Source organism: Burkholderia sola (assembly GCF_905400185.1).
In the GTDB taxonomy this organism is placed as follows: domain Bacteria; phylum Pseudomonadota; class Gammaproteobacteria; order Burkholderiales; family Burkholderiaceae; genus Burkholderia; species Burkholderia sola.
This window is the reverse complement of record NZ_FR989678.1, coordinates 39,561-64,015: the sequence shown is the minus strand read 5'-3', so window position 1 is coordinate 64,015 and position 24,455 is coordinate 39,561. Positions and strand designations below refer to the sequence as shown.

General features: G+C 63.9%; 27 protein-coding genes. 3 read left to right on the top strand and 24 right to left on the bottom strand.

The window, feature by feature from the left end; all coding sequences use genetic code 11:
• Nucleotides 1–203: 203 nt before the first annotated feature.
• The 15 genes from KR541_RS36265 to ligD all read right to left on the bottom strand — a co-directional run bounded on the left by KR541_RS36265 (nt 204) and on the right by ligD (nt 10,018).
• Nucleotides 204–1,088: a DUF4238 domain-containing protein gene (locus tag KR541_RS36265; RefSeq protein ID WP_089487604.1), complete on the bottom strand. Its 885-nt coding sequence runs from the start codon at nt 1,086–1,088 to the stop codon at nt 204–206.
• Nucleotides 1,089–1,203: 115 nt separating this feature from the next.
• On the bottom strand, nt 1,204–1,896 hold the full coding sequence (locus KR541_RS36260) for an AlbA family DNA-binding domain-containing protein (protein WP_176016862.1): 693 nt from the start codon (nt 1,894–1,896) through the stop codon (nt 1,204–1,206).
• Nucleotides 1,893–3,749 (bottom strand): phage integrase family protein, encoded by a 1,857-nt coding sequence (locus KR541_RS36255; protein ID WP_089487605.1) that lies wholly within the window; start codon nt 3,747–3,749, stop codon nt 1,893–1,895. Before KR541_RS36255 ends, KR541_RS36260 begins: the two co-directional genes overlap by 4 nt.
• 3 nt (nt 3,750–3,752) lie before the next feature.
• Nucleotides 3,753–4,094, bottom strand: a complete 342-nt coding sequence (locus KR541_RS36250) for a hypothetical protein (RefSeq protein ID WP_089487606.1) — start codon at nt 4,092–4,094, stop codon at nt 3,753–3,755.
• A gap of 46 nt (nt 4,095–4,140) precedes the next feature.
• Nucleotides 4,141–4,818, bottom strand: a complete 678-nt coding sequence (locus KR541_RS36245; RefSeq protein ID WP_089487607.1) for a hypothetical protein — start codon at nt 4,816–4,818, stop codon at nt 4,141–4,143.
• A gap of 9 nt (nt 4,819–4,827) precedes the next feature.
• Nucleotides 4,828–5,082, bottom strand: coding sequence for a hypothetical protein (locus tag KR541_RS36240; RefSeq protein WP_089487608.1), 255 nt, complete (start codon nt 5,080–5,082; stop codon nt 4,828–4,830).
• Between the two features lie 35 nt (nt 5,083–5,117).
• A complete protein-coding gene (locus tag KR541_RS36235; protein WP_089487609.1) occupies nt 5,118–5,735 on the bottom strand; it encodes a hypothetical protein in 618 nt (205 codons plus the stop codon).
• A gap of 100 nt (nt 5,736–5,835) precedes the next feature.
• Nucleotides 5,836–6,303 (bottom strand): hypothetical protein, encoded by a 468-nt coding sequence (locus KR541_RS36230; protein ID WP_089487610.1) that lies wholly within the window; start codon nt 6,301–6,303, stop codon nt 5,836–5,838.
• Nucleotides 6,304–6,326: 23 nt separating this feature from the next.
• Nucleotides 6,327–6,533 carry a hypothetical protein gene (locus KR541_RS36225; RefSeq protein WP_089487611.1) on the bottom strand — a complete coding sequence of 69 codons (207 nt, stop codon included), beginning with the start codon at nt 6,531–6,533 and terminating at the stop codon, nt 6,327–6,329.
• Between the two features lie 26 nt (nt 6,534–6,559).
• Nucleotides 6,560–7,258, bottom strand: coding sequence for a helix-turn-helix domain-containing protein (locus tag KR541_RS36220; protein WP_244138041.1), 699 nt, complete (start codon nt 7,256–7,258; stop codon nt 6,560–6,562).
• 140 nt (nt 7,259–7,398) lie between these two features.
• Nucleotides 7,399–7,572 carry a hypothetical protein gene (locus tag KR541_RS36215; RefSeq protein ID WP_176016863.1) on the bottom strand — a complete coding sequence of 58 codons (174 nt, stop codon included), beginning with the start codon at nt 7,570–7,572 and terminating at the stop codon, nt 7,399–7,401.
• Between the two features lie 45 nt (nt 7,573–7,617).
• Nucleotides 7,618–7,977, bottom strand: coding sequence for a hypothetical protein (locus KR541_RS36210; protein WP_244138042.1), 360 nt, complete (start codon nt 7,975–7,977; stop codon nt 7,618–7,620).
• Nucleotides 7,978–8,276: 299 nt separating this feature from the next.
• Nucleotides 8,277–8,687: a type II toxin-antitoxin system VapC family toxin gene (locus KR541_RS36205; RefSeq protein ID WP_006482112.1), complete on the bottom strand. Its 411-nt coding sequence runs from the start codon at nt 8,685–8,687 to the stop codon at nt 8,277–8,279.
• Complete coding sequence (locus KR541_RS36200) at nt 8,684–8,926, bottom strand: antitoxin (RefSeq protein WP_089487614.1); 243 nt, start codon at nt 8,924–8,926, stop codon at nt 8,684–8,686. Before KR541_RS36200 ends, KR541_RS36205 begins: the two co-directional genes overlap by 4 nt.
• A gap of 123 nt (nt 8,927–9,049) precedes the next feature.
• The gene (gene ligD, locus KR541_RS36195; RefSeq protein ID WP_244138043.1) at nt 9,050–10,018 is read right to left on the bottom strand and encodes a non-homologous end-joining DNA ligase; all 969 of its coding nucleotides are present in this window, start codon (nt 10,016–10,018) and stop codon (nt 9,050–9,052) included.
• Nucleotides 10,019–10,534: 516 nt separating this feature from the next.
• On the opposite strand from ligD, the gene KR541_RS36190 reads away from it, so the two are divergent.
• From KR541_RS36190 to trfA, 3 genes are all read left to right on the top strand, one after another.
• Nucleotides 10,535–11,206, top strand: coding sequence for a nucleotide-binding protein (locus KR541_RS36190; RefSeq protein WP_089430219.1), 672 nt, complete (start codon nt 10,535–10,537; stop codon nt 11,204–11,206).
• Nucleotides 11,206–12,171: a ParB/RepB/Spo0J family partition protein gene (locus tag KR541_RS36185; RefSeq protein ID WP_089487616.1), complete on the top strand. Its 966-nt coding sequence runs from the start codon at nt 11,206–11,208 to the stop codon at nt 12,169–12,171. The genes KR541_RS36190 and KR541_RS36185 overlap by 1 nt, the downstream gene beginning before the upstream one ends.
• Nucleotides 12,172–12,927: 756 nt before the next feature.
• Entirely contained in the window at nt 12,928–13,785 is an 858-nt protein-coding gene (trfA, locus tag KR541_RS36180) for a plasmid replication initiator TrfA (RefSeq protein ID WP_089487617.1), read from the top strand.
• 55 nt (nt 13,786–13,840) lie between these two features.
• Here trfA and KR541_RS36175 read toward each other — a convergent pair whose 3' ends face one another.
• From KR541_RS36175 to KR541_RS36135, 9 genes are all read right to left on the bottom strand, one after another.
• Nucleotides 13,841–16,990, bottom strand: coding sequence for an error-prone DNA polymerase (locus KR541_RS36175; protein ID WP_089487618.1), 3,150 nt, complete (start codon nt 16,988–16,990; stop codon nt 13,841–13,843).
• A gap of 6 nt (nt 16,991–16,996) precedes the next feature.
• Nucleotides 16,997–18,475: a Y-family DNA polymerase gene (locus KR541_RS36170; protein WP_176016864.1), complete on the bottom strand. Its 1,479-nt coding sequence runs from the start codon at nt 18,473–18,475 to the stop codon at nt 16,997–16,999.
• The gene (imuA, locus tag KR541_RS36165) at nt 18,396–19,112 is read right to left on the bottom strand and encodes a translesion DNA synthesis-associated protein ImuA (RefSeq protein ID WP_089487619.1); all 717 of its coding nucleotides are present in this window, start codon (nt 19,110–19,112) and stop codon (nt 18,396–18,398) included. Before imuA ends, KR541_RS36170 begins: the two co-directional genes overlap by 80 nt.
• A gap of 74 nt (nt 19,113–19,186) precedes the next feature.
• Nucleotides 19,187–20,098, bottom strand: a complete 912-nt coding sequence (locus tag KR541_RS36160; RefSeq protein ID WP_089487620.1) for an SOS response-associated peptidase family protein — start codon at nt 20,096–20,098, stop codon at nt 19,187–19,189.
• A 674-nt stretch (nt 20,099–20,772) separates the two neighbouring features.
• Nucleotides 20,773–21,666 (bottom strand): hypothetical protein, encoded by an 894-nt coding sequence (locus KR541_RS36155; protein ID WP_027811104.1) that lies wholly within the window; start codon nt 21,664–21,666, stop codon nt 20,773–20,775.
• Between the two features lie 8 nt (nt 21,667–21,674).
• Entirely contained in the window at nt 21,675–21,812 is a 138-nt protein-coding gene (locus tag KR541_RS36150) for a hypothetical protein (protein WP_153260042.1), read from the bottom strand.
• Nucleotides 21,813–22,074: 262 nt separating this feature from the next.
• The gene (locus tag KR541_RS36145; RefSeq protein ID WP_176016865.1) at nt 22,075–23,517 is read right to left on the bottom strand and encodes a DUF1173 domain-containing protein; all 1,443 of its coding nucleotides are present in this window, start codon (nt 23,515–23,517) and stop codon (nt 22,075–22,077) included.
• Between the two features lie 15 nt (nt 23,518–23,532).
• On the bottom strand, nt 23,533–23,745 hold the full coding sequence (locus KR541_RS36140; protein WP_034192229.1) for a hypothetical protein: 213 nt from the start codon (nt 23,743–23,745) through the stop codon (nt 23,533–23,535).
• Between the two features lie 29 nt (nt 23,746–23,774).
• Nucleotides 23,775–24,443, bottom strand: coding sequence for a hypothetical protein (locus tag KR541_RS36135; RefSeq protein ID WP_089487622.1), 669 nt, complete (start codon nt 24,441–24,443; stop codon nt 23,775–23,777).
• Nucleotides 24,444–24,455 lie beyond the last annotated feature (12 nt).

Here is a 24,455-nt window from a genome sequence, read left to right as displayed (position 1 = left end):
AGCCAAAGCGCGTATCGCTCGTTCTCGACGCGGACAAGGGCTTTCCCAAGCGTGAAGACCACGGCCAGCAGAAGCAAGATGAGTAGATTGCGAATCGCGACTCTCCCCGTTTTCCTATGACTTTTTACATTCTCTAGCACCACGCTCGACGTGTACTCCGTCCACGTAGAAAGCTAGGTAATGAATCCAACTTAGCATAATCGTCAGGCTCGGTCGATGTAGTTCGCGGTAATGCTTGCGGCCATGCAGTCGTCAGGAAAGAGATTGACGCGGAACCGCGGTTGCAATCGCGAATGCATATATTGACGTTCGCTGTAGGCAACGAAGCAACGGGTCCAATCATGCGCGATCACGAATCGACGGCTGTGCGCCAACGCCGTCAGATTGATGATCTTCATCACGTTCGGCCGTGCGACGTCGATGTCTGACGCGCCGAGCAAGGCCAAAGTTGGAGTGAGCGGTATGTAGAAGGTCGCCGGCGTATCGGGCACGAGAAATTCCCCGGCGTCCGGGCTCGCCTGGCACAAGCGCCACTCCAACGCACCGTGCGTCCTCATGGCCATCATGATTCCAGCGTGGATATGAAGCCCGGTGGCTTGGCGACTCGGTAGCGAGTTGTCTTCGTCGATGTATGTCGTGTGGCAAGCCTCTAGACGTTCCTTAAAGTCTCGGGTGAGGTCTGGAGTGCCTCGGCCAGCATTGAACTTGACTGCTGGTTCGGGGTTGTCGGCGTATTGCGCTCGGCCTTGCCATAGTGCGTGGAACTGCGTGATGAGCCGATGATTAAAACTCAGCCACCGCGTGTCCCCCTTTATCAGCCTCTCGGCGAGGGACTGAAAATCGCGTTCGATGCTTGCACCGAATCCCCCTTCCGCCCGCTGGTCCCACACATGGTTGGCGCAAAAGAGCTTGTTTCGGGCATCGATATTTCGAATAATTTTTTTTGCAGCGAAACTTAGCGCAGACAAGCCTGTTTTCGGATTTCGGAACCGCTCAATGCTCGCGCGCGGGAAAATGTGCTGGTTTCGCGTGAGCTGGTGCGGATTTCCCGGTTGGACCGGCTCGGGCTTGTGCTTGGTCTGTTCCATGGCTAATCGATGATCGTGTGTACGGCCAAGTTTGGCGCATCGGCCTGGCATCACTGCAAAGTCTCGCGACGTGTCGGAGAGCCCCCTTAGGAGAATGTCGAGGTCCTCGCCGCAATCAAGGCTGGGGACGGAGAATCAGCATCGGCCTGTGTCGCCGCTCGTCGTGGCTGATCGTTACTCGCTCGAGCGGCTCAGCGATTGTCCAGCCAGACATGCCGGCGGCAAGCACGGTGAGTCGCACGGTGTGGGCGTCACAGTCGTGGATTCGCGCTTCGCTCTGGGAGCGCGCGCCGGGCGCGTGCGTCGGATTGTCGAAGCGTCGGCCGATTGCTTCGATGGTGATCGGCTGATCTCTCATCCGCAGGATTGCTCCGGCCTTCTCATTGCGACTCGCAATAAGCTTGTCGAATTGCTCCGCAGACGCCTTAACCGACTCCGAGCCGACTCTAACGTATGCCGGCCCGGTGAAATGAGGCCGACCGTCGCTCGAGCTGACCACGACCGCCACGATCGTCTTTTCGTCGACCGTGAATGCATGAGACTCGTAGCTACGGATTGGCGGGTAGCAGTCGTTGGCAGCCTCGCGCACGCGTTTCTGGACGCTGTCGGAGTTCGGTACGCCCGTGATCATGCCGCCTTTGTCAGCGACACCAATGAAAAGAATGCCGACGCGGCCCGCCTGAATGGTGTTGGCAAAAGCGCTCAGCGTCTGCCGCAATTCGTCTCCCTTTACGCCTTCTGATTTACGCTCTACCAGCTGATCTTCATGGTCGCCGAGGCGTTGCCGCAGTTCGTCATCGGTCATCATCGACGCTCTCCGTTGTCACGAGCCAAACGTGCATGATATTTCGCCGCCTCGCGGCGCATCCGTGCCTCTTCCGGCGACACGTAGATCGAGGTCGTGCCGAGCGACGCGTGGCCGAGCGTGCGTTGCACGACCTCGAGCGCGACGCCGGCGGCCAGCATCTGCGTGCCAACCGTGTGGCGGAATGCATGGGGCGACGTGCTGGCCAGCTTGCGCCGCTCCGGCTCCGTCAGATCGGACATCACCTCGAGCAGCTGCACGACCGCCCATTGCGTGAGTCCGCGCGCGCCGCGCACGGAATACCCGCCACCCGCTGCTGCTGCGGCTACCGCTTCGTCAGTGTCGACCGGTTCACCGAATTTCTCGCGGGCCCGCGGCGTCGGCGGGATGACCAGCGGCGCCACCAGCGGCAAACCGGGCGGCTTCGCCGCGGCCGCTGCGTCGAGATCCTGGCCGCGATCGCGCCAGTGCGCGCGCAGCGCGTCGACGCACTCGTCGCTGATCGGCACGAAGCGTTGCTTGTTGCCCTTGCCGATCACCTCGAGCAACCAGCTAGCCGGCGTGTCGTCCTCCGCCGGCATCCAGACGAGCGCCGCACGCCTCGCTGCGGCCGCCTCGGCGATCCGCAGGCCGCCATCCCCCATCATCAGCAGCAGCGCGCGCGCGGCGCGCCAGCGCGGCCCGCTCGGGCCCTGCAGCTCGCTTCGTTCGGCCAGCGTCGCGCGTACGCGCGTCCAGAGGTTGAGTGGGAGCGCTCGCTCGACCTGCAGCTTGCGTACACGCCTGACGACACTGGGGTCCGAGACGGCCGCCCAAGGGTTGCCGGCCAGATAGCGCACCGCCACCAGCCACGTGAATGCCGCGCGAATCGCGCGCACCGCATAGCGCTGGCTTTCCGGCGCCAGGCCGCCCGGCGCGAACGGCCGCCATAGGCTACTGGTGCGCGCGACCGGCGGCCCCGTGAAGCGTTCGCCCGGCGCGGCGAGAAATGCCTTGTACGCCTCGCAATCCTCGACCCGCATCGACGACAGCGCCACGCCCCGCTCGGCCACGCACCACAGCACGAGGCGCTCGAGTTCCTTCTTGTAGACCCGCTGCGTCGCGGGCCGGTCGTCGTAGCGATGCAGGTACGCCCGCACCGCATCGAGATCGTGCGCCGCGCCGAGATACGCGAACACGGGCGCCCGATTCGCCCCGTGGGCGCCGGACAGCTCGACGGGCAGCGCCAGGCGCTCGAGCGGGGCCAACTGCCCGGCGCCGACGGTGACGCCTGCCGACGTCGGCGCGAGCGCGTCGCCGGCGTCGACGTCCACCTCAACGGCCGCGCCGATCGACTCTGCGTGTCGCCGCAACCAGGCGACCAGCACACGAGCGCGGCCGACGCCGACGCGCGGCACCGATCGCCACCACTGCCCACCGCGGCGGTTCACGAACGCTACGAGCTCGCCGAGCGTGCGGATGCCCTCGCCTTCCAGGCGTGCCGCGACGAGCGAGCGGAACCATCGGCCGACCGGATGCTCGGCCCGTGGCGTCGCGACCGCCCACTGCGCGGCGACCTGCTCGATCAGCTGCAGCGACACGGGCGTCAGGCGCGGCTCGCCGTATTTCTCGATCGCCGCCTGCAGATGAGATTTCAGTACCGGCGAACCGTCGCGCAGCGCGGCCGTGACCAGGTCGTCGCGCATCGTGCGCAGCAGCTGCGCGACGTCGACCGGCTCGGCGTCTTCGCGGTCGAAGTACAGTCGCTCGATCGTCTCGATCGGCAGGCCCTTCACGCGCGCGCGCAGCGCGGTGAATTCGGTGCGACTGTAGCTGCGCAAAGGCATCTGGGCCAGCTGCTGGGGACGATTGGCCATCGTTCAGGCGGTCGCCGGTTGGAGTTCTACGCCAAAGGCCTCGGCCCACGACGCGTCCGTGACGGCATCGAGGGTTGCGATCGCCCGCGCGCGTGCCGCGTCGAGCGTTTCCGCCTCGCTGTTCGGCACATGTCGGCCCGTGAGGACGTCGGATACGGCGTAGACCGGCGCTGTATCGATCGGCAGACCGACGATCGCGTGGGTGGCCCACGTCCGGTCACGGTGTTCGAACGGAATGCCGATCACCTCGACGTCGCCGGTCTGCATCGCGACCGAAAACACGATCGCGTCGACGCGACGCGGCGCCGGCCGCGCCGGCGCTTTCTTGGAAGAGGAACGGGCCATGGTGTCTACTCCAACTGGGAATGGGATGTTCGATGAATCGCCGTGGCTACTGCTTCGCTTTGGATCGCGTTGCAACATCCTGGACCGATATCAAGCCATCGTCGGAGAACGCCCAGCCGACAAATCCGAGCAGAGAGATCGCTTGAAGCGAGAACAATTCGCTACCGTAATCCAATTGCCGCCCGTGAAGCACTTGGTGTCTGTTCAGAAAGCCGGGCCGCGGCTTTGCCATCGGGTGGCTCTCCATCAGCGCCGATAGAAATGTGATGCCGTGATAGCGCTCGGGGTTCTTATCGATCCAGCCGGCGATTTCTGGGCGGTTCCGATGAACATTGAACAACGACTTACCTGTGTCGTCCCACCCGATCCCTTCGGCGGTTGCCAGCATTAAGGGAATGCTGGCCAGATAGCGGCCTGCTCGGTGGAGTTCGAAAGCTTCGCTGACAATATGGGCACGCGGCGGAAAGTCGTGGGCGGTCCGGTGTTCGATGTCCGCGAGGAGCGCGCGAGTCGATTCGGACATCAATATGTCCAGCTCGGCCACATTGGAACGGCAGTCGTCGATTTCCTCAAACAACCGTACTTCCGACTCCGGTTGAATGAACCAGTTGTGTGCAGAGGCGTGTCGGATTGCCCGCTCGTGGGCGCCATAGAACGAGTCCCATCCCTGGCCACCCGTGAGAATCCACTCGGCTTTCGCAAATATATCGCGCGGATCAGTCATGTCGTTTTCCTATGCTCCGGGGCGCGTCATTCTCGCCGCGTTTCGAATACGCGTCGCTGCCATGCGCGGGGTATCGTTGACGCTCGTCCAGTCGTGGTGCCACCATGCAATCAGCTCCGCGGCGATGGCGATCGTTCGTGCTGCGACGACGTCGCGAACTTCGTCCGCGACCTCATCCCACCAGGCCGCGCCTGCGGAGTCGCTGGCGCTGGGATCTATTGCCTGTCGATAGATCGCCTTAGCCGTTTCGAGCGTGATTTGCATCGCGTCTCCCTATTCCGTTTCCCGTCGTTAGCGCATCACCGGCCTCGCTGAGCGTCCTCGAGGATCGCGACCACCGCAGGGCTGCGCAGCGCAGCGCCGAGCACAACGTAGTCGGGATGGTCGCCCCGGGTCTCAGAAAACACGCACTCGCTGGACAAACCCATCGCGAACGCCATCGCCTGCGCCGGCGTGCTCTGGTCGAGCACCGTGCTGGCCACGACGTCGGCGATCACCGCCTGCTCGTGCGGCAGCGGCGCACGGCCCAGCTTCGGCTTAACGGCTTCGCTCACGCCGGTGGCGACCAGGCTGATCAGGTCGATGCGCGGCAGGTAGGCGGCCAGCTGCTCAGCCATGCCTTCTTCAAGCGCCAGCGTGAAGCCCTCGCGGAACAGCGGCGCACGCTCATACGCGATGCGCAGGCAGCGCATTTCGTGCGCGTCGACGGCGATGTCGGCCAGCTGGAACTCGTGCCGAACGTCGTACGCCTCCAGGCGCACATTCCGATCGTCCCCGGTCAGCGCGGGGCGCGCCAGCACGCTGACGATTACGGTGGGCGAACCGAGCGAGTCGGCCGAGCTGACCGGGATCAGCTGGATGATGTAGTGCGGACCTTCGAGTGAGACGCCGGCCTGTAGGCGCTGGACTTCGATCATGGATGGTTTCCTCGTTGTGTGTTGGTCAATGCCGCCGCTGTCCTCTTTCCGAAAAAGGGTGCCCTGGTTCGCAACGAACGGCTAGTGGGCCAATGCTCGGTCAGTTCGCCGGCGTCTGCCCGGCTTTCTCGTAGAACGAGTCCACAATCGCGAGCAGCTCGCGCAGGCGTGCAGCGACGCGCGGCGTCACGAACAGATCCACGTCGGCGGTGCGGGCGTAGTACGCCTTGGTCGGCCCGACACCATCCGGGCCACCGCCGATATCGAGCAGCCGCAGATCGACGGTCGGATCGGTCTTGTCGGCGTAGAGCTCGGCGGCGCTGTAGATGTTGTAGATGGCGCCATCCTCGGCCCAGTCTTGCGTGTCGACACACCATGCGTGCGCCAGCAATCGTTGCAGGTGGGCGGCCTCATCTGCGCCGCGCGGCGCTTCGAAGAACACGGTTCGTTCCTCGTACGAGCCTCGCGATTGGCACAGGGCATCCGGCAGCACGACGAACGCGCGGTACAGCGTACCTGTCGTGAGGGCCGTGGTCAGAATCGGTCGTTCGACTGCTTTCAGGCTCATCGTTTTCTCCGGTTTTGAGGCGCTTAGGCAGCGCCGATCTTGGCGGCGTACGCTTCAGCCAGAGCGCGCGCGTCGGCCGCCCACGAGGTCGCGCCGGCCTCGTCTGCCGCGTTGCGCAGAAAGTGCGCGGCGTCTTGCCAGTCGCCGGCGGCCACGGCTTTCCAGGCGAGCCGGCAGCGCGTCACCTGCTCGTCGGGGGCGTCCAGTAGCAGGTCGTAAGCGGTTTTCATCGTCGCTCCTGGTGAAGGCGTTTCGTTCAACTGCGCGGCACGCGCTGCTCGAGGTGGATCACATTCGCGCGCACAAAGGTCACGCGCTCGCCGACGCAGAAGCCGGCGAATTCTTCTTCTCCGGGGGCGTCCGGGAATTCCGTGATACGCGCGCCATAACGGTTGTCGGTCAGCGCCGTGTCGCTCACTATCGCGAGAAGACGTGGCCCGATCTTGGGCTGCAGCTCGACCGCGTCGCCTCGCTCGATCGTGTCGCGGGCGACGTCGCGCGCCGTATCCCAGCCGCGCGTGAGCGCCGGCGCGATCGTGAAGTCAGCGGGATCACGATAGCCCCACACGCGGCGCAGCAGCTGCCAGGACGCGATCGGCATGGCGCCCTGTCCGGCCTCCCAGCGCTGCACCTGACGCTCGGTGACGCCCAGGCGCTCGGCCATCTCAGCCTGCGTGCGTTCGTTGCTGGCGCGCATCTGCTTCAGTTCGGCCGGCGTCGGTGCACCACGCCGCACGGCGACCTCCAGCGTGACGCCGCCATCCCATTCCAACGTGACGGGGCCACCGCACTGCGCGCAGGTGGCCGCCTCGCCGTCGTGGCTGTCGTCCGGAAGCCGGACCTCGCCGTTGTGGCGACATTCGAAGCAGCGGTACACGTACCGCACGCCGTCCTTGCCCTTCTCCATCCGCGCCCCCTGGCAGAAGCCGACAAAACGTCGGGTGGTTTTCAGCATAGCACGACATTTTGTCGTGTCAAGGACAGGTATAACCTACCCTCCGGGGTTTTGGCATATTAAACGCAATGCCGATAAGGAGAGTTATCGGCATTGACCGCGCGCCACAAAAACCCGGCCGCAGCCGGGTTCCTCGTCGCTCAGCGGCGCGTAATCAGGTACACGACCAGCGGCAAGCTAGCCAGCATGGCGATCGCCGCCAGCGGGTGATACAGCCCGTAACTGGCGGGCCAGAGAGCCGACAGCCCGCGGTCTATCGCCGCCAGCCCTACCAGCCCCGCCGCGACCGCCAGCAGCCCGATTCCTGGGTTCATTTCCGATCTCCTCTCGGTAGTGGTCGATTCTATCGCGGCAGCCACTCACGCAGCTGGCTCACCGTCCGGCAGCTCGGGGTCCGGCAGGAACGACACCTGGCCGGGCGGGATGACAAAGCTCGGCAACCAGTCGTCCAGGGCCGTACACACGCGCTCGTAGGCCGCGTCGAGCCCGGAACCCTCCGGTGCGTTCGGCGCGTCCGGAAACAGGCGCCGGCCGGTCTCGATCATGTCGTCGCAGAGGAAGCCGTACCGCCCCTTCTGCAGCATGGTCCACAGCGCATCGTAGCGCTCGGCCTCGAGGGACATCAGGCCGACCGACATCGCATCCGCGATCCGGAATTTCATGTAGCCGATGCACCACTCGAGGAACATCTGCTGGACAGCCGTCATCGGCGTTGTCACTTCGCCACCTCCTTCGCCACGCCCACGTATCGCAGGACGGCGATCGGCATACCTGGTTCGCCCGGCGGTCGGCCCGCGCTTATTGCTCGCCTCGGGACGCGTTGACCGTGCACACGATGCACGCGGCGAACGTTATTACCGCCGGTACGTTCCAGCCGAGCGCGAGGCACCCGACCGTCAATGAAAAGGCAAAAATCGCCGCACCGCCGTATCCGTTCATCCCCGCTCCCATTCTGTTGTCAGGCGCACTGTCGTGCGTCGGTGGCTCCGATCGTGCCGCCTGCGGCCGCCACGCCGCATTACGTCGCCGGCCGCAGCCAGTTTTCGACCGGCAGCCCCGCGACGCGGGTGAATTCAGCCGTGTTGTCGGTGACCAGCACGGCGTCGACGGCCAGCGCATGCGCGGCGATCAGCATGTCGTTGGCGCCGATCAGCTGACCTTGCTTTTCAAGCTCGGCCCGCAACCGCCCGTAGCAGCGGTCCGCGTCCGGCTGCAGCGGCAACACCGTCAGGCTTGCGAGCAGCTGCTCGACGCGTTGCGCGAGCGTTGACGAGCCACGCTTCCAGACGCCGAACCGTAGTTCCGCCGCGACGACGATCGAGGTGCACACTTGCTCCGGCGGGGTTTCGCCGATCCGGGTGGCGCATGCGCCGCGCGGGTCGCGGATCACGTTCGACAAGATGTTGGTATCGAGCAGGTACAGCGTCATTCGATGTCGACCGGTTCAGGCGGCAGGTCCTCGATGTCCGGAAAGGACTCGTCCAGCGGGGTCCACTGGGCGAACAGCTCGCGCAGGGGCGCGGCCTCCACGGGCTCAATGATCAAGCGGCGGCCTTCCCGGTGGATGGTGACCTCCGAGACCGGCAGCTCGAACTCGCGCGGGATCCGCACGGCCTGGCTGCGCCCGTTGCGAAACAGGCGCGCGTGGCGGGTGTCATGGGTTGGCATCAGGACGGCCCCTCTTCAATCGGGTTAGCATATGCCACAGCATATACAAGCCGACGCGGATTCGCAATGCGCTCGTGATCATGCTGGCGCGCCGATCGATTGGGCCGTTCTGCTTTGAGGAGATCACTTGCTGTTGTGGGGGCGTTTCGGTTCGCGCGGGTCTTCGCGAATCACGCTCCGTGCCGGCTTGTCGACGCGCAGCCCGCGAAACGACGGATGACGCAGCTGGCCGGTCCGCGTCCATTCAAGAAACGCCACTTCGGCGACCAGATCTGGATTCAGCCAGTGGAAGTCTCGATCCCTTTCGGGTGTAGGGACACTGACGAACGGTGACCGGTTGCGGCCCATGACTGCGAGCTGACTTTCGAATTCCCGCGCTTGGCGGGGCGTGAAACGCGGCGCGACCTGCCCGACGTAACGGAGTCGACCACCTTCCTCGTACACGCCTAAGAGCAGTCCGCGCACGCCCGCTGTTGCGCCCTTACGGCGTGAAAATCCGCCGATGACGAACTCCTGGCGTTTGCTGCATTTGAGTTTGATCCAGCCGTCCGATCTTCCCGAGCGATACGGCGCGTCCGCCAGCTTGCCCATGATTCCCTCTAGACCGAGGGCACACGCCGAGGCCAGCATGGCGTCGGGGTCGGCGTCGATCGCCTCAGAGAAGCGCACCTCGTTCCCGAGAATTTCGGCAACGAGCTTCGTCAGCGTGGCGCGGCGTTCACGCCACGTCCACGGCCGGAGATCATTGTTGTTAAGCCACATCAGGTCGAAGACGACGAGCGAAATCCCTGCAGTTCGACGTCTGTCAAACGCGTTCTGCAGGCCGTTGAAGTTTGGCCGCCCTTCTGTATCGAACCAGACGGCCTCCGCGTCAAGCCACGCACGGTCGACCGGCAATCGTTCAAGGACGGACCTCAGGTGCGGAAGTCGGGCGGTCCAGTCGTGGCCGTTCCTGGTGAAGATTCGGACGTCACCAGCGTCGATACGCGCGAGCATCCGGTAGCCGTCGAATTTGATCTCATACCCCCACTCTCCCGTCGTTGGGGGTTCTGCAGCAAGCACGGCCAGCGACGGCTCGATGAATTCCGGCATGCGACCATTTTCGGGTACTTGCGTCCGGGCACGGATGCCGCGCTCAGTTGTCCACCGCCCCATATGCCCTCCTCGCTTTGTAGGTATGTGGGCAATCTATATGCCCGTTGCGTGGGGCGTTTGACCAGGACAGACGATCTTGGCTCGAGCCAAGACCGGTCGACCAGAGGGTGAATGAACTGTTCAGGATCGGCGGCAATCGTAACCACGGCAATCTCAGTGAGCTACTTCCGCGAGATCTTGGCTCGAGCCAACTCTTGGACATTTTGTGACACTCCCTATGGAAATCCGTCTTGGCTCGAGCCAAGACCGTTCAGAAGTGCGGTCCATGGCGAATCATTCAACATCGGATTGCGATCTTGGCTCGGGCCAAGACGGTGGCATTCTCGATCCGAATCGTTGTTACCTGACCACATTTTATAAAGATCACAAAAAAATATGGTGATTTGATTGACTTATTTTGACTGAAGAATAAAACTCCGAGCGTTGAAACAAACACTTTCCAGTGGAGGTGAAATGGTCATCACGATTGGGGCGGAAAAAGGAGGTGTTGCTAAGACGCGGTTAGCAACGCACATAGCAGCTCTGGCTGCCGCGGAAGAAGTGGATGTCGTTCTTCTCGATACTGATAAGCAGGGTTCTGCGATGAGTTGGTCGCGAATTCGAAACGAAGAGGGCGTTACACCAGCCATTCCAGTGCTCGCTCTCCCGGCAAATCCGGCCCGCGAACTGGCAAACCTTGCCAACAAGTACACCCTCGTCGTGGTTGACATCGGCGCGCAGAACTATCGGACGATGCTGGAATGCGCACTGTTATCCGATCTCGTGCTGGTGCCGTGCGGGCCTGATCAACAAGAAGTGGAGTCGACGTTGAATGTCTTCGCGACCCTTAAAGACATGGGGCCGCGGCATGAAAGCGGTGAGATCCCCGCATACGTGGTGCTCACTCGGGTGTCGCCGGTCGAAGGATCGAAGGCGACTGCGGAATTGCGGGCATATTTGAAGAGCGAAGACATTCGACTTTTCGATTCCCAGATTCCGCAGAGAGAAGCTTGGCGTGCGACCGGCAAAACCGGCCGGGCCGTTCATGAGCTGAAGGGCCGTGATCGGTCGAAGAAGGCGATCGATGAGATGGAGGCGGTCTATCGGGAAATCATCGAACGGATCAACGGTGCGGAGGTCAAGTAATGGCTACTTTTAAGAAAAAAGCAGTGGCGGTCGAGCGAGTTGCGGCGGTGGAGGATGCCGCTTCGTTGGCTCCCATCGTGGGCGATCCGCGGATGGCGCCGCCAGTGGCAACTATCTCCCAGCTTCGTGGGGGCGGGGTTGGCTCGAGCCAAGAGCCTCCTAGATATGAAATCGGGCAAACGTATGAAGTTCCGGTTGGCAAAATTAAATCGAATTCTGTCAATCCAAGGGCCATCTATACAGCCTCTTCTGTATCTGAGATGGCTGAGTCGCTCGCGGCCCGAGGGCAGGGGCAGTCTGCGAGTGCGTATCAGGATGAAGCGGGCGACGTCGTACTCATTGACGGAGAGAGGCGCCTTCGCGGGGCTCGAACGGCAGGTCTTCCTACGTTGCGGCTTGAGATTCGCCCCAAACCAGCAAGTGAGCGGGAACTGTATGAGGAAGCCCGCGCTGCGAACGTAGAGCGCAAGGATCAAAGCCCGCTCGATGACGCGATCAAATGGAAGGAATTGATATCGCGGAAGATCTATCCGACACAAGCGGCTCTGGCCAAAGCGCTGAGGCTCGGGGAAGATCATGTTAGCCGGACTTTGTCGCTTGCCCAACTGCCGAGCAAGATCGTTCAAGCCGCCGCGGAATATCCGGAACTTCTCTCACTCAAAATGCTGAACGCAATTCGAGAATTCTGGGAAGTGAAAGGGGAAGAGGAGACCCTCGACCTTATCGCCGAAGCGGCTAAAAGCGGGATGGGTTACCGCGATGTCGCTGCTCGCCGTAAAGCTGCTGCGAAAGGGACGGTTCGGCGGCCCAGGTCGACGCGCGAGCAACTGACCTTCCGTGGAGCGAAGGGCGAGTTCAAGTCGTTTGAAGAAGATGGCCGGATCGAGTTGAAGCTGAAGGGGTTGGCTCCGGACGTCGCGGCAGAGATCAGCGAAAAGATCTTGGCTCTATTTCCGAAGGAATAGGGCGGTTGCTCCTCCGCGTAACGGGTTGGGGTCGATATCGGAGTGGGCCCCTGGATGACGCTGGGGCGCATTGCTCTTGTGATGGGAAGGTGCACGGGCAGGGGACACGACTATCGGTTATGGAGCGATGGAAGTCAGCGTGGTCCTGTAGCGCGGACTCGTCTCTGGAGCGATGGAGGGTAACGTTCCTCCAGCGATGCGCTATATGGGACGGGCGTGAGCGTGAGAGTGTGTACTCACCTTGCGTCGGGGCAGCTTGGCGGTATCGTGTCGTTCTTCCAGCGATGCTGATATGGCAGGGTCGTCTCTCCAGCGATGGCCGCGACGGCCTCTTTGTTCAACACTGTCGTTCTTCCAGCGATGATCTACCGTGTCGGCGCTGCACTTTTGGCGCGGAGGTATCGTGCTTACAACGATGGACAGGTCGATTAGAAAAAGATTAAAAGAAGATTAGGCTCTGTGGACAACAGCGGTAGCCATTTGATTGCAAAGGTGTTTTTTGAAAGGCCTGCTCGCTGGAAGAACGATAGCGGCATCGCTGGCAATACGAGTGTTACCTCGCTGGAGGCACGATTGACCACGCTGGAAGCACGATAGGGGCATCACGCTGGAGGAACGAGGAACATCGCTGCAGTGACGAGTGCGCTGTGATACCTCGCTGGAGGCACGATAGTCCCGTAGTTTTTTTGCTGAACCATCGCTGGAGAGACGAGACAAGGGTCTTGATGGCGAAATTCACGTACTTATACTTCTCGCATGGCAAATTCCATCGTCGACCAGGTGAAAGCGATCGCAGCACGCGCTAGCAGCGCGGGTGTGGAAACGCAATCTCATCCGACACAGATTCCACTGTGGCCGGCGAACGTTCGTGGGATGCCAAACGCCCTCGCGCGCTCGGCTCTGTTCAACGTGAACAAATCGAACGCGCCGCGTATCCGAATGGAGAAGGCGCTTATCGCAAGCGTTGATGGCGTCGAAATTTCGTTTAGCGGGGAAGAACTGAGACAGGACGACGCGGACGTCTTTCTTGAAGTGCTTCACCTGGCCCGGGATACTCAGCTGAACGAGAAGGTGGAATTCACAGGCTACAGCGTGTTGAAGTCGCTTGGCTGGGGCACGTCGGTAAAGTGTTACGACAGGCTCGTGACGACGCTGGAACGGTTGCAAGCGGGGCAAGTCAAGGTCCGCTTCACGGGCAACAAAAAGGGGTTTGTCGGGTCGTTGATCCGTAAATTCCTGTGGAAGGAAGGCACCGAAACGGGAACTGACGGCAAGACGCGGTGGGTGGCGTACGTCGAACCAGAAATCGTCGCGCTATTCTCTGACGACGACTACACGCGGCTGGCGCGCGAGCAGCGTCAGCGACTGCGATATGAGTTGTCGAAATGGTTGCATACGTACTACCACACGCATGCAGTGCCTTTCGCGCATTCCGTACGTTTCCTTCATCGTCAGTGCGGCTCGCAGACGAAAGAGTTGTTCCACTTTCGCGCGAACTTGAAGAAGGCGCTCGACGAACTCGTGAAAGAGGGCTTCTTGGTCAGCTGGATGATCGACAAGAACGACCTGGTACATGTCGTGCGTGCGTCGTCGCGTGGCGCGATTGCGGCCTGAAAAAGAGGCGGTATTCGCCGGGCAGTGACGCGGCTTCTAGTTTGGTGATGATCGCTTAACAGAATTCCCGCGCCGTCGTCGGTAGCGCGCCGAGCAACTCGGTCCTGTCGATGAGTTTGCTCGCGATCAGGTGCCGCACCTTGCCTTCGGCCTGCCACACGCCGTACACGGCGAGCAGCGCGGCGCCGAGCGCCTCCTTTCGAAACTTCTCCAGCAGGCCCGGCCAGAGGATCACGTTGACCTGGCCCGTCTCGTCCTCGAGCGTCATGAACAGCACGCCGTTCGCCGTGCCCGGCCGCTGTCGCACCGTGACCAGTCCGCACGCGCGTGCGAGCTGCCCGCTGCGCAGCGTTGCGAGCTGCTCGGCCGACTGCAAGCGATCAAGCGCGAGGCGATCGCGCAGCAGCGCCAGCGGATGCCGGCCGAGCGTGAAGCCCATCGCGCGATAGTCCGTTACGATCTCGTGGCCCTCCGATGCTTGCGGCAGCGCCGGCACCGCGTCGTCGCGTTCGGTGCCGCGCAGCAGGTCGCGATCAGGCACGGCAGCGGCCGCGAGCCAAAGCGCCGCGCGTCGGGTGCCGCCGGCGAGTGAGCGAAGAGCGTTCGCGCGCGCGAGCACCTGCAGGTCGTGCCGATCGAGCCGGGCACGGCGCGCGAGGTCCGCGACGTCGACGAACGGGCGCGCTGCGCGTGCGAGCTCGATGCGGCCGGCGACGTCCTCGCGCATGCCGCGCAATAGCGAGAAGCCGAGACGCACGGGCGCCGAGGTCGTCGGCCCTTCGATCGCCGAATCCCATGTGCTGACGTTGACGTCGACGGGCAGCACCTCAACGCCGCTGCGCCGCGCGTCCTGCAGCAGCTGCGACGGCGTGTAAAAGCCCATCGGCTGGCTGTTGAGCAGCGCAGCCAGGAACACGGCCGGTTCGTGTCGACGCAGCCATGCGCTCGAGTAGACGAGCAGCGCGAAGCTGGCCGCGTGGCTCTCCGGGAAGCCGTATTCGCCGAACCCCTTGATCTGCGCGAAGATCGACTCGGCAAACTCGCGATCGTAGCCGCGCTCGAGCATGCCGCTCACGAGCCGTTCGTGGTACGGCTCGAGCCCACCCTTGCGCTTCCATGCGGCCATCGCGCGGCGCAGCTGGTCGGCCTCGCCGGCAGAGAAGCCGGCCGCCAGCATCGCGACCTGCATCACCTGCTCCTGGAAGATCGGCACGCCGAGCGTACGCGCCAGCGCCTTCTCCATGCCTTCCGACGGAAACGTGACCGGCTCCAGCCCTTGGCGCCGACGGAGAAACGGATGCACCATGCCGCCTTGCACCGGGCCCGGCCGCACGATCGCGACTTCGATCACCAGGTCGTAGAAGCACTGCGGCCGCAGTCGCGGCAACATCGACATCTGCGCCCGCGATTCCACCTGGAACACGCCCATGCTGTCGCCGTCGCACAACATGTCGTAGGTCGCCTTATCCTCGGCCGGGATGTCCTGCAGTTCGAACGTCTCGCCGCGCTTCTCCGAGATCATGTCGAGCGCGCGGCGCACCATCGACAGCATGCCGAGCGCGAGCACGTCGATTTTCAGGATGCCAAGCGCCTCGATGTCGTCCTTGTCCCACTGGATGATCGAGCGATCCTCCATTGCTGCGTTCTCGATCGGCACAAGGCGCGTGAGCTTGCCGCGGCTGATCACGAAGCCGCCCGAGTGCTGCGACAGGTGCCGCGGGTACCCGAGCAGCTGCGCGGCAAATCCAGCCCACTGCTGGTTCAGCGGCGCTCCGGGATCGAGGCCTGCCTCCGCAAACCGCTGCAGCAGATCGGCGCGCGAGTCGAACCAATGGTGCTGCTTCGCCACGCGATCGACGATCGCTGGATCCACGCCGAGCGCTTTGCCGGCTTCCCGCAACGCGCTGCGCGGTCGGTACGTGGTGACGGCGGCCGTCAGCGCTGCGCGATCGCGGCCGTACTTGCGGTAGATGTACTGCATGACGATTTCCCGCTTTTGATGCTCGAAGTCGACATCAACATCGGGTGGCTCATTCCGTTCCTTGGAAATGAATCGCTCGAAGAGCATCGATTGCCGCGACGGATCTACTTCGGTCACGCCGAGGCAGTAGCAGACTGCCGAGTTCGCAGCCGAGCCGCGCCCCTGGCACAAGATGCCTTGCTCGCGCGCGAACTGCACGATGTCGTAGACGGTCAGGAAATACGCCTCGTACTTCAGGTCGGCGATCAGCTGCAGCTCGTGCTCGATCTGCGTCTGGACGTCGATCGGGATGCCGGCGGGAAAGCGCCGGCGCGCGCCGATGTAGGTCTGCTCGCGCAGGTACGTCGCCGGGTCGGTGCCGGCCGGTACCAGTTCATCCGGATACTCGTACTTCAGATCGTCGAGCGAGAACGTGCAGCGCCGCGCGACGCGTACGGTTTCCTCGAGCGCGCCGGCGGGATAGAGGTTGGCGAGCCGCAGACGCGATCGCAGGTGACGTTCCGCGTTCGGCGCGAGCTCGTATCCGCACTCCGATACCGGTCGGCCGACCCGGATCCCCGTCAACACGTCCTGCAGCGGCTTGCGCGATCGCACGTGCATGAGCGGCCAGCTGGTGGCTACCACCGGCACGCCGTGGCGCGCGGCGACGCGCTCGACCACGCCGCGGTGGATGTCGTCCATCGCGCGTGCGTGCAGCGTCAGCGCGACCCATGCGCGATCGCCGAACACGCGTGCGAACCATTCGACCTGCGCGTCGAGGCGCTGCTCGTTGGCCGGGAAGTCTGGCGACAGGATCGCGATGCAGTCGGGCAGGCTGCGGAGGTGGGTGTACGGCGCTTCTGGGTGCTCGAGATCGAGCGGCGCCAGCCGGTACGTGCCTTTCTTGCCGCGCATGCGACCGAGCGAAATGAATTCGCAAAGGTTGCCGTAACCGTCGCGGTTCATCGCGAGCGCGGTGAAGGCGAGCGCGGGGGCACCGTCGGCGCCTGTCAGCCGGAAGTGCGAGCCGATGATCAGCGGCATGTTCGCCGCCTTCGCTTCGACGTGCGCGCGCACGACGCCGGCGAGCGAGCATTCGTCGGTGATCGCGATCGCGCTGTAGCCGAGCTGCGCCGCGCGCGCGACGTATTCCTCGGCGCGCGACGCGCCGTGTAAAAACGAAAAATCGGAGGCGACCTGAAGTTCCGCATAGGCGGGCAGGGCGCCGAAGCTGCCGGCGTCCATGATGGATCAGCCGAACAGGCCGTGCAGGAAGAAGCGCGCTTCGCTCTCGTCGCTGGCCGTCGGCCGCTCCTTGTAGATCCAGTAGCAGACGCCGTTGTCGTCCTCGGCGACGAAGTAGTCGCGCGTCACGGTCTGCCCGTCTTGCCAGCCGCCTTCGATGCGCTCGCCGGGCGATACCATGCGCAGCGGCGTGCCGTAGAACGGCCGATGCTGGCGCGTGAGCAGCGGCACAGGCTTGGCAAGCAGCCAGGCCGGGCGCGGCAGATCCGCGGGCAGCGGCGCCGGCTTCGGCGCGTCGCGCATCGGCACCCATCGGGCGGCCGGCTCCGGACGGTAGTCGGCCATGGGAGCCGGGACGAGCACGTTCTCGGCGCCGAGCCGCGCAGTCAGCAGTTCGAGCAGCCGCGCGTGATCCTGCGGTGTGCCGCCGGGGTCCGGGAACAGCGAGTCGCTCGGCGCGGCCGCTTCCTGCACGCTACGGGCGACCAGGCGAACCGCGATCACGGGCCCGGCGAGCTCGACGTGGCCGAGTCGTTCCTTGACGAGCCGCGTGAGGTGTTCCTCGAAGCGGGTAGGGGCGCCCAACGCGATTTCGATTTCGGTCGGCGCGATCGCGTCCCGGCCGCGCTCGTGCTCGAGCAGCAGCGCAAACGCGGCGACGTCCAGCTGCTTCGCGGTGAGCCACCCAGTCAGCTGCAGGATCAGCCGGCGCGCGACGAATAGCAGCGCCTCGGCGTGCTCGACGCGATCCATCAGTTCGACGCGCGTATCGAATGACGGCGGCATTTCGAGCCAGTCGTAGGCGGCCGGCGCGGTGCCGGCGACCTGGTCAAGCCAGTCGAGCAACTGCGTGCCGCAGCGCTTTTTCAGCCCGGCGCGCGGCAGGCGCTGCAGATCGGCCAGCGTTTCGCAGCCGAGATCCTCGAACCAGTTCGCGTAGCGTCGGGCGTCCGGCGCTACGACGAGCGGCACGCGCGCGAGCGCGCGGCGCAGCGATCGCGCGGACAGCGCGAGGCCGCCGCGCAGGCCCCGGGCAACCATCCACGCGGCCGGGCCCGACGATGCGACCGATATCGCCGCGGTGACGCCGAACGACGCGACGACGTCGCGCACGCGCTGGCGCAGCGCGCGGACGCCGTGAAAGAGGCGCAGGCTCGCGGTCACGTCGAGCACCACGACGGCTTCCTCGGCGTCGACAACGCTCGGCGTGAATTGCAGGAGCGCATAAGCAACCCCGAGCACGAACTCGCGCTCGCGCGCGGCGTCGCGCTCGCGGATCTGCGCGTCCGGCGCGAGCGACAGGACGCCACCTCGGCGCATGCCGGCGACCACGCCGAGCGCACGTGCGGCGCGATCGAGCGCCACGACGCGGCCGCCCTCGAGCACGACGAGCCCGCGCGCATCGTCAGACGACGGCGCCGGCGATCGCGGCCGGAACACTTCGAGGTTGAGGTGCGGCAGATGCACGCCGATCCAGACTTGCATGACGGTTCAACAAAATCGGCGAGGGGGACACGGGAACGAACAGGGGCGTATCGCGTGCCGGTCCGCGGCGCTTCACGAACGTGACGTCGACGCCGTCACGCTTGGGCGCCAGCGCGAGCCGCAAGGGTGCCGGCGACGCGTCGCGCGCGGCGGCCGCCGGCCGGAAGAGGTAGAACAGCGCTTGGCCGCTCTGCGCGGCTAGGTTGAGCCGTCGCAATGCGTCCGCACGGACATGCGGTTGCCAGAGCAACACAGCCGCGCACGTGCCGGCGCGCAGCGCCTGTTCGGCGGCCCACAGCGCATCGGCCGTGCGCGGTGCCGGCAGCATCACGAAGCCGGACGGATCGATACCCCAATACGCGAGCGCCAGCGGTTGCAGCGCATGCGGCGGTTGGATCAGCATGACCGGCTTGCCGGCCGCGCGTGCGAGCACCGGCGCCAGCAGCCGAAGCTCGCCGATTCCAGGCTGCGGCGCGAGCAACTCGATCAGCGCGCCGGCTGGCCATCCGCCGCCGGGCAGTTCGGCCGTCAGTTCCGGATGGCCCGTGTCAACGCCACGCGTGCTGGAGCGAGCCAGTTGGCTGGCTCGCCAGAGGGCCGGGTGTATAGCCTCGGGATGGGCAAGGGCGGGGTGCATGGGGTCAGTTACGCAAAATACCTGTATGTTTATACAGTATATGCCAGAGATAACCGCCCCTCCAACCCCCGCGTTTACGCTGCGAGCTGGTGCTCGTAGTACGGCCGCTCGCGGTCGGCCAGGATCTCGCGCAGCTGCGCGCGCTGGCTTGGATCCGGTGCGAGCCAGGCGTCGACGTTCGAGGATTTAATGGGGACAATACATCTGTCGTGTCCAGCAGCCGCCACTTCCGGTGGTGGGTCGTCGGTGATCGCCGCGAAGGACCACAAATCGTCGGCGCCAGGGATCTCGGTGCGGGTCCACAGGCAGGCGACCTGCATGTGCTGCGCGGGCGTCGGGTCGAAGCGAAGCACGACATTCTGGCCGTCGCGCTTCACGTTTTCGAAAAAAGCGTCGACGAGCACGAGCCCATGCGTGAAGCCGAAAACCTTGCGCCAGGCCGTGGCGAGCGAATCCGAGCGCGCGTTATAGGTTGCCGGCTTCTGTTTTTCGTCCGCTTCAGTCCAGCCCGGTATCCGGCATCGATACCGCATCGGCACGACCAGGCGCTTGCCGTCGAGTTCGATCAGCACGGGCGCATACCAGCCGGGGAAGATCCGCGAATCACGCTCCTGCAGGTCCTGCCGGCGAAGCTCGTTGAGCCCGCGCGTCGCCGCCTCGATCTTGTTCGTGGCGATCCGGACGTCCTCGCTGGCCTTCTTCGTGATTTTCACGGCGAGCTCTTTCTCGGCCGCGGCGAGGCGCGCTCGTTGCTCGAACAGATCGGTCTCCAGGTCCCGTGTTCGTTGGCTACGAAACGCTGCGATCGCGGCCGAGATTTCGTCATCGACACCAGCGAATGCTGCGTCGACCGCTTTCGGGATCTTGATGTCGGCGCCGGATGCGCGCGCGAAAAAGATGCGCCGGAACGTCTCGATGTCCATGTCGGCGCCGTAACGTCGGACGTACTCTCGATAGTTCGCCTGGATCTTGGCCGAGTAGCACATCGTCGTCTCCCATAACCATTGCTCTTCCAACAGAGTATCGCGCTCAGGCACGGGCTGAACAGAATTGTGCGGATTCCACGAGGGTTGAGGGCGGCCCCGTTCTTGTAGACATTTGGGGCGTGGAGTGGCAGGGGAAAATTTCGGCGGGGGCGATCCGCTTGACCGTTAGTTGCGCAATCAGATTGTCCCCCTCTCTGAAAGCTAAGCTGCCGGGGATAGTCGACGGTGCTTGCGGGCAGCCGGGCGCGCACGCGCGCGCGCTGATTTCGGGGTGCGGCTCTGACGCGCCCCGAAATCTTTTGTCGCGCCGTTAGCGGTGCGGCGGCCAGCGGCCGCCGTAGCGCTTACGGCCTGCCGGTGGAAAGCGCATGCAGCCCGTGGGGGTTTCCTGCCAAGCGGGCGGAGCCCGCGTGACACCGCGGCATTGCCGCGGGTGGATATGGGGTATAGGTAGAGATGGGTTCTGACTAAGCCCCGACACTTAACGGCGAGCCGTCCCGACAGTTAAATGCACTTATCCACAGTTGCGAACGGCCAGGCGGCGACACGGCGTCAGAATCCAGACCGAAAACCAGCGAATGAGACACCAAATACCGGCAGAAGACGGCACGACGGCGGATCCGCGCAAGCGCCATCCTCGCGGTAGCGATAGATAGGAGGAAACCGTTTGGACGCTAGGCGGGTGGGGCGAGCTGGTTATGCGCGACCCGGAAACACCGGTCGCGGTCCCAGTCCGGGTAGATATCTTTGAGTTCGCCGGCGCGGATCATGATCGCGCGCTCGAGATCGGCACGACGATCGTCGTCGGAGCGCGTGCTCCGAGCGACGGCCTTGGCCTGAGCAGCGGCCAGTTTGTCGGTGAGCAGCGTGCGCAGCTGGCCGGCACTGGCATGGGCCTTCCGCTCGGACTTGCGCGCGGCATTACGCCGGCGCTGCGCACGCAGGTGGGCGCGAGTGCGCTCATGGCGCAGCCACTTGCCCAGGCCGAATTGTTCGAACAGTGCAGGCGTCACGTAGCGAATGGCGGCAAGCCCACGATAGCGCGGCCCTTCGTCGCCGACCGCCACCTCGCACTGCGGCCGGCTTTTCACCAGCCGTGCGGTGACCAGGTCGCGCAGCGCGCGCTCGGCACGGCGCACCGAGAGACCCGCCTGCTCGGCCAGGTAGGGCAGGGTGAAATCCACCCAGCCGCTCTGCGCCGGCACTGCAATACGCAACGTCGAGACATCACAAAATTTGACGAGCGCTCGCACCAGTTGCACGCACGCTATACGGCGCTCGCTGCGCTGCTGGCGGCGGCTTCCATTGGCAGCGTTCAGGGCCGGCAACCAGGCCTGCGGCGTTTCGAGATATCGGCCGAGGCGCAACTTCAACTCGCGCAGCAGCCGGGGGCTGTTCGCCGGCGCCGGACACGGAATATCCGCCGGCCAAACGCGCTCGGGCAGCGACGCGCGTCGACGGGGGGCGTGCGTAGGCGCGGCCATCCAGTCGTCGCTGGCGGCCGGACAGGTCGGATTCATCGGGGCGTGCGCCAGATTCGGCGACGTACCGGGAATCAGCCGAGTCATGAGCTGGTTCAGTCCGTACCCGATACCCTCGAATTTTGGATATCGGGGTCGCCGCCAGCCGCTACCACGGGGCGGAGCGGCAGCGCCGTTGCATCTGTTTTCAATGCCTCACCGACAATACGGCCAATGTTGTTCTGGATCATCATCTGATGTGCTGATTCGTTAAGTTGCTGTCACATAGATGACGCTTGACAGGGCACGCTTCTGTTCTAGAATCCGAACTTTCTGGTTTGACGCCTGCGACGCCGAAGGTCCCTGTCGTACGTCATATTGGTCGCGCCCCGAGTGCAATCGGGGCGTTTTTTTTGACTGGCCTATCCAGTCCTCCGTATTCGTTAGTGCTACACAACATTCCAAAAGAATCGCTTTCAGTCCAGCGGAACTAGGCGATTCCATGACCAGTTGCACTCACAACCAATTCGCCGGTCGATCCTCATCGGTATAGGGCGGTTGATCATCGAACCTCGGGGGCGGCTCATCGACGACCGGTGGTTCGGCGAACAGCGGAGTCGAATCCGGTTCCGTTTCGGGCGCCTTAACCACCGTGCGCGTTCTGTTTTCGAGCTCGCGCGCAATCGCGGAGCCCGGTACCGCTAGGGCATTCGTGGCCGCTGCCGATGCGAGCGGCCGCGGTTGCCGTTGGGCCTTCCGCGCCGCGTCGAAGGCGGTCAGGGGAAGCGGGGGCATCACTTCGGTCCCCGGCCGCCAGATCCATGGATCCAGTTCCGACTCCGCGATAAGCGTGTCTAGCTCGGACTGGTAGCCGGACGACACGTCGGCCGGCACAACATAGAGCGCCGTACCGCGCTCGGCGTCAGTCAATAACGCCGTGGCGATTGGATGCTTAGCGGTCTGGTTGTAGCGCAGGCACTTCTGGTAACGACGGGTGGCCAACGCCTTCAGAAGCGCGTTATCGGCGAGCGATTCGAACGGGATCCACGATTCGTTGGTCAGCATCATCGACACCTCCTGGACGGTGGCGATACCGGCCGCTGACAGGCTCGCGGTGGCGATGACCATGAGGTGGGTGCCTTCCGTTGCCGCCCAGATCTCGAGCTCGGACGCGAAGACCTTCTCGACCCGCTTCTTGGTCTTCTCGTCGACCATCAGGCCATAGTCGGGTAGATGCTTGATGACCAGCTTGAAGCCAAAGCGAGCGGTCGCGATTTCCTTGAGCTCACCGATCACCAGCACGAAGTGCGGCTTCCCGGATTCGGAAACAGAAATCCGGGCGAGATGCTCGGTGCGTCGCTGGGCAATGCGGTCCTTCTGGTCGCCGACGAACATCTCAGGGACGTACAGCATGTCCTCGAGGCTCATCTTCTTCGCATTCTTGCCCGCGACGGCCAACAGCAGATATTTGCGGACCACAGACCAGTTCCGCTTGCCGGCCATGGCCGGCGACCAGCGATTCAGGCCGGCCTGTTCCCAGAGGTAGTGCAGCAAACCCCGCAAGGTCAGCTTCTTGCCATCCGTCTTGATGCTGTCAGGCTCGTCGCCAGAGGGCTCCGGCATCTCCCGCGAGGCACCTTTCGCCAACGCGAAACCGAACTTGAGGGTGACCTCTCCGGATTCCGGATCCTCGACGATGGCCGACCCCTCTACATCGCCGTAACCGCTCAGGCCGGGCGGGGTTTCGTACGAGTCGCAGCCGAGCTTGTGCTTCGCGCCGGTACCGGGCATACGCTTGACCTGATACCGCCCCTCGAAACGTGCGATGTACATCGGAATCGGTGGGGTCGAGCACAGGCAGAGCGGACGTGTCTTTGCCTCGTGCGCAGCTGGCAGTTTCGCGAGGAAACTATTGCTTCCCGCCTCGTATTCCAACCCGTCTAATTCAAAGTTCTGCATGCCAGATCTCCTGGTTTAAACGGCGGCTGAGCGCTTGGCCGAGCCCCTCAAGGGCGCTTTGGCAGAGCGGGGATCGGCCTCTCGGACATCTAGGCCGCGCGCGCGGGCCTCAATCAGCAACTGGACGAGTTCCACGGCCTCGTCGGCCGTCATGTCGCCAGCGATCGCGGCCGACACGATGCTGTGTGCTGTCACGGGTTTGCCACTTCGAAACACCTGATCGGGCATGGGAAGCTCCGGTATGGGGATGGGGTGGCTCAATCGCTGTCAGGCGGGACGTCGCCGAATACGGTGCCGAGCGCAATCGCACCGAGCAGTTCACGGGCGTAGGTGACCGACGGTATGGCGTCTCCGAAATAGGCATCGACGCCATACGGATTCGTACACCACAGACCTTCGCCGCTGACGAAGTCGAAACAGTGCCCGTCGACGTCGACCGATTTGCCCGCGGCCAGCGCCTGCACGAAGGCGTCGGGCGTTGGGAGATCCAGCGCCGGCCAATCGCCGGCTTCGATTGCCGCCTTCGTGTTGGCACGTCGCTCGTCGGCCGCCTTCTCTCGCGCCAGCTCGTTCTCGGCTTCAGCCAAGGCCTCCGCCAGTTCAGCCTCGGCGTTGGCCTGGTCGACCTGCGCCCAGTCGACGGCACTTTCGAATGCGTCTCGCAACACGGGCACGTCGGCGAGCAACGGCGAACAACCGAGATCGTCGGCACCGACCAGGACAAGATCTCGGCCGAGATCGCTCGCCCCATAGCGTGCCCGTTTCAGGAGTGCGTTCCGCGCTTCGGATCCCTCATCGGTCGTGCAGATCGCCATCGCGTAGTCGACGCGAGCCTGCAGCGCGCGCTCGAAAGCAATCGGCACCTCAGGATTGCGCAGGCCGATGCCTCTCACCACGTCCGGTCCAGCAGGAAGTTTCGAATTCATGGTGATCTCCTT

Excerpts from the sequence above, each read along its gene's own strand:
- KR541_RS36265 (WP_089487604.1), bottom strand. The coding sequence starts at position 1,088 with ATGGAACAGACCAAGCACAAGCCCGAGCCGGTCCAACCGGGAAATCCG.
- KR541_RS36260 (WP_176016862.1), bottom strand. The coding sequence starts at position 1,896 with ATGATGACCGATGACGAACTGCGGCAACGCCTCGGCGACCATGAAGAT.
- KR541_RS36255 (WP_089487605.1), bottom strand. The coding sequence starts at position 3,749 with ATGGCCAATCGTCCCCAGCAGCTGGCCCAGATGCCTTTGCGCAGCTAC.
- KR541_RS36250 (WP_089487606.1), bottom strand. The coding sequence starts at position 4,094 with ATGGCCCGTTCCTCTTCCAAGAAAGCGCCGGCGCGGCCGGCGCCGCGT.
- KR541_RS36245 (WP_089487607.1), bottom strand. The coding sequence starts at position 4,818 with ATGACTGATCCGCGCGATATATTTGCGAAAGCCGAGTGGATTCTCACG.
- KR541_RS36240 (WP_089487608.1), bottom strand. The coding sequence starts at position 5,082 with ATGCAAATCACGCTCGAAACGGCTAAGGCGATCTATCGACAGGCAATA.
- KR541_RS36235 (WP_089487609.1), bottom strand. The coding sequence starts at position 5,735 with ATGATCGAAGTCCAGCGCCTACAGGCCGGCGTCTCACTCGAAGGTCCG.
- KR541_RS36230 (WP_089487610.1), bottom strand. The coding sequence starts at position 6,303 with ATGAGCCTGAAAGCAGTCGAACGACCGATTCTGACCACGGCCCTCACG.
- KR541_RS36225 (WP_089487611.1), bottom strand. The coding sequence starts at position 6,533 with ATGAAAACCGCTTACGACCTGCTACTGGACGCCCCCGACGAGCAGGTG.
- KR541_RS36220 (WP_244138041.1), bottom strand. The coding sequence starts at position 7,258 with ATGCTGAAAACCACCCGACGTTTTGTCGGCTTCTGCCAGGGGGCGCGG.
- KR541_RS36215 (WP_176016863.1), bottom strand. The coding sequence starts at position 7,572 with ATGAACCCAGGAATCGGGCTGCTGGCGGTCGCGGCGGGGCTGGTAGGG.
- KR541_RS36205 (WP_006482112.1), bottom strand. The coding sequence starts at position 8,687 with ATGACGCTGTACCTGCTCGATACCAACATCTTGTCGAACGTGATCCGC.
- KR541_RS36200 (WP_089487614.1), bottom strand. The coding sequence starts at position 8,926 with ATGCCAACCCATGACACCCGCCACGCGCGCCTGTTTCGCAACGGGCGC.
- ligD (WP_244138043.1), bottom strand. The coding sequence starts at position 10,018 with ATGCCGGAATTCATCGAGCCGTCGCTGGCCGTGCTTGCTGCAGAACCC.
- KR541_RS36190 (WP_089430219.1), top strand. The coding sequence starts at position 10,535 with ATGGTCATCACGATTGGGGCGGAAAAAGGAGGTGTTGCTAAGACGCGG.
- KR541_RS36185 (WP_089487616.1), top strand. The coding sequence starts at position 11,206 with ATGGCTACTTTTAAGAAAAAAGCAGTGGCGGTCGAGCGAGTTGCGGCG.
- trfA (WP_089487617.1), top strand. The coding sequence starts at position 12,928 with ATGGCAAATTCCATCGTCGACCAGGTGAAAGCGATCGCAGCACGCGCT.
- KR541_RS36175 (WP_089487618.1), bottom strand. The coding sequence starts at position 16,990 with ATGGACGCCGGCAGCTTCGGCGCCCTGCCCGCCTATGCGGAACTTCAG.
- KR541_RS36170 (WP_176016864.1), bottom strand. The coding sequence starts at position 18,475 with ATGCAAGTCTGGATCGGCGTGCATCTGCCGCACCTCAACCTCGAAGTG.
- imuA (WP_089487619.1), bottom strand. The coding sequence starts at position 19,112 with ATGCACCCCGCCCTTGCCCATCCCGAGGCTATACACCCGGCCCTCTGG.
- KR541_RS36160 (WP_089487620.1), bottom strand. The coding sequence starts at position 20,098 with ATGTGCTACTCGGCCAAGATCCAGGCGAACTATCGAGAGTACGTCCGA.
- KR541_RS36155 (WP_027811104.1), bottom strand. The coding sequence starts at position 21,666 with ATGACTCGGCTGATTCCCGGTACGTCGCCGAATCTGGCGCACGCCCCG.
- KR541_RS36150 (WP_153260042.1), bottom strand. The coding sequence starts at position 21,812 with ATGATGATCCAGAACAACATTGGCCGTATTGTCGGTGAGGCATTGAAA.
- KR541_RS36145 (WP_176016865.1), bottom strand. The coding sequence starts at position 23,517 with ATGCAGAACTTTGAATTAGACGGGTTGGAATACGAGGCGGGAAGCAAT.
- KR541_RS36140 (WP_034192229.1), bottom strand. The coding sequence starts at position 23,745 with ATGCCCGATCAGGTGTTTCGAAGTGGCAAACCCGTGACAGCACACAGC.
- KR541_RS36135 (WP_089487622.1), bottom strand. The coding sequence starts at position 24,443 with ATGAATTCGAAACTTCCTGCTGGACCGGACGTGGTGAGAGGCATCGGC.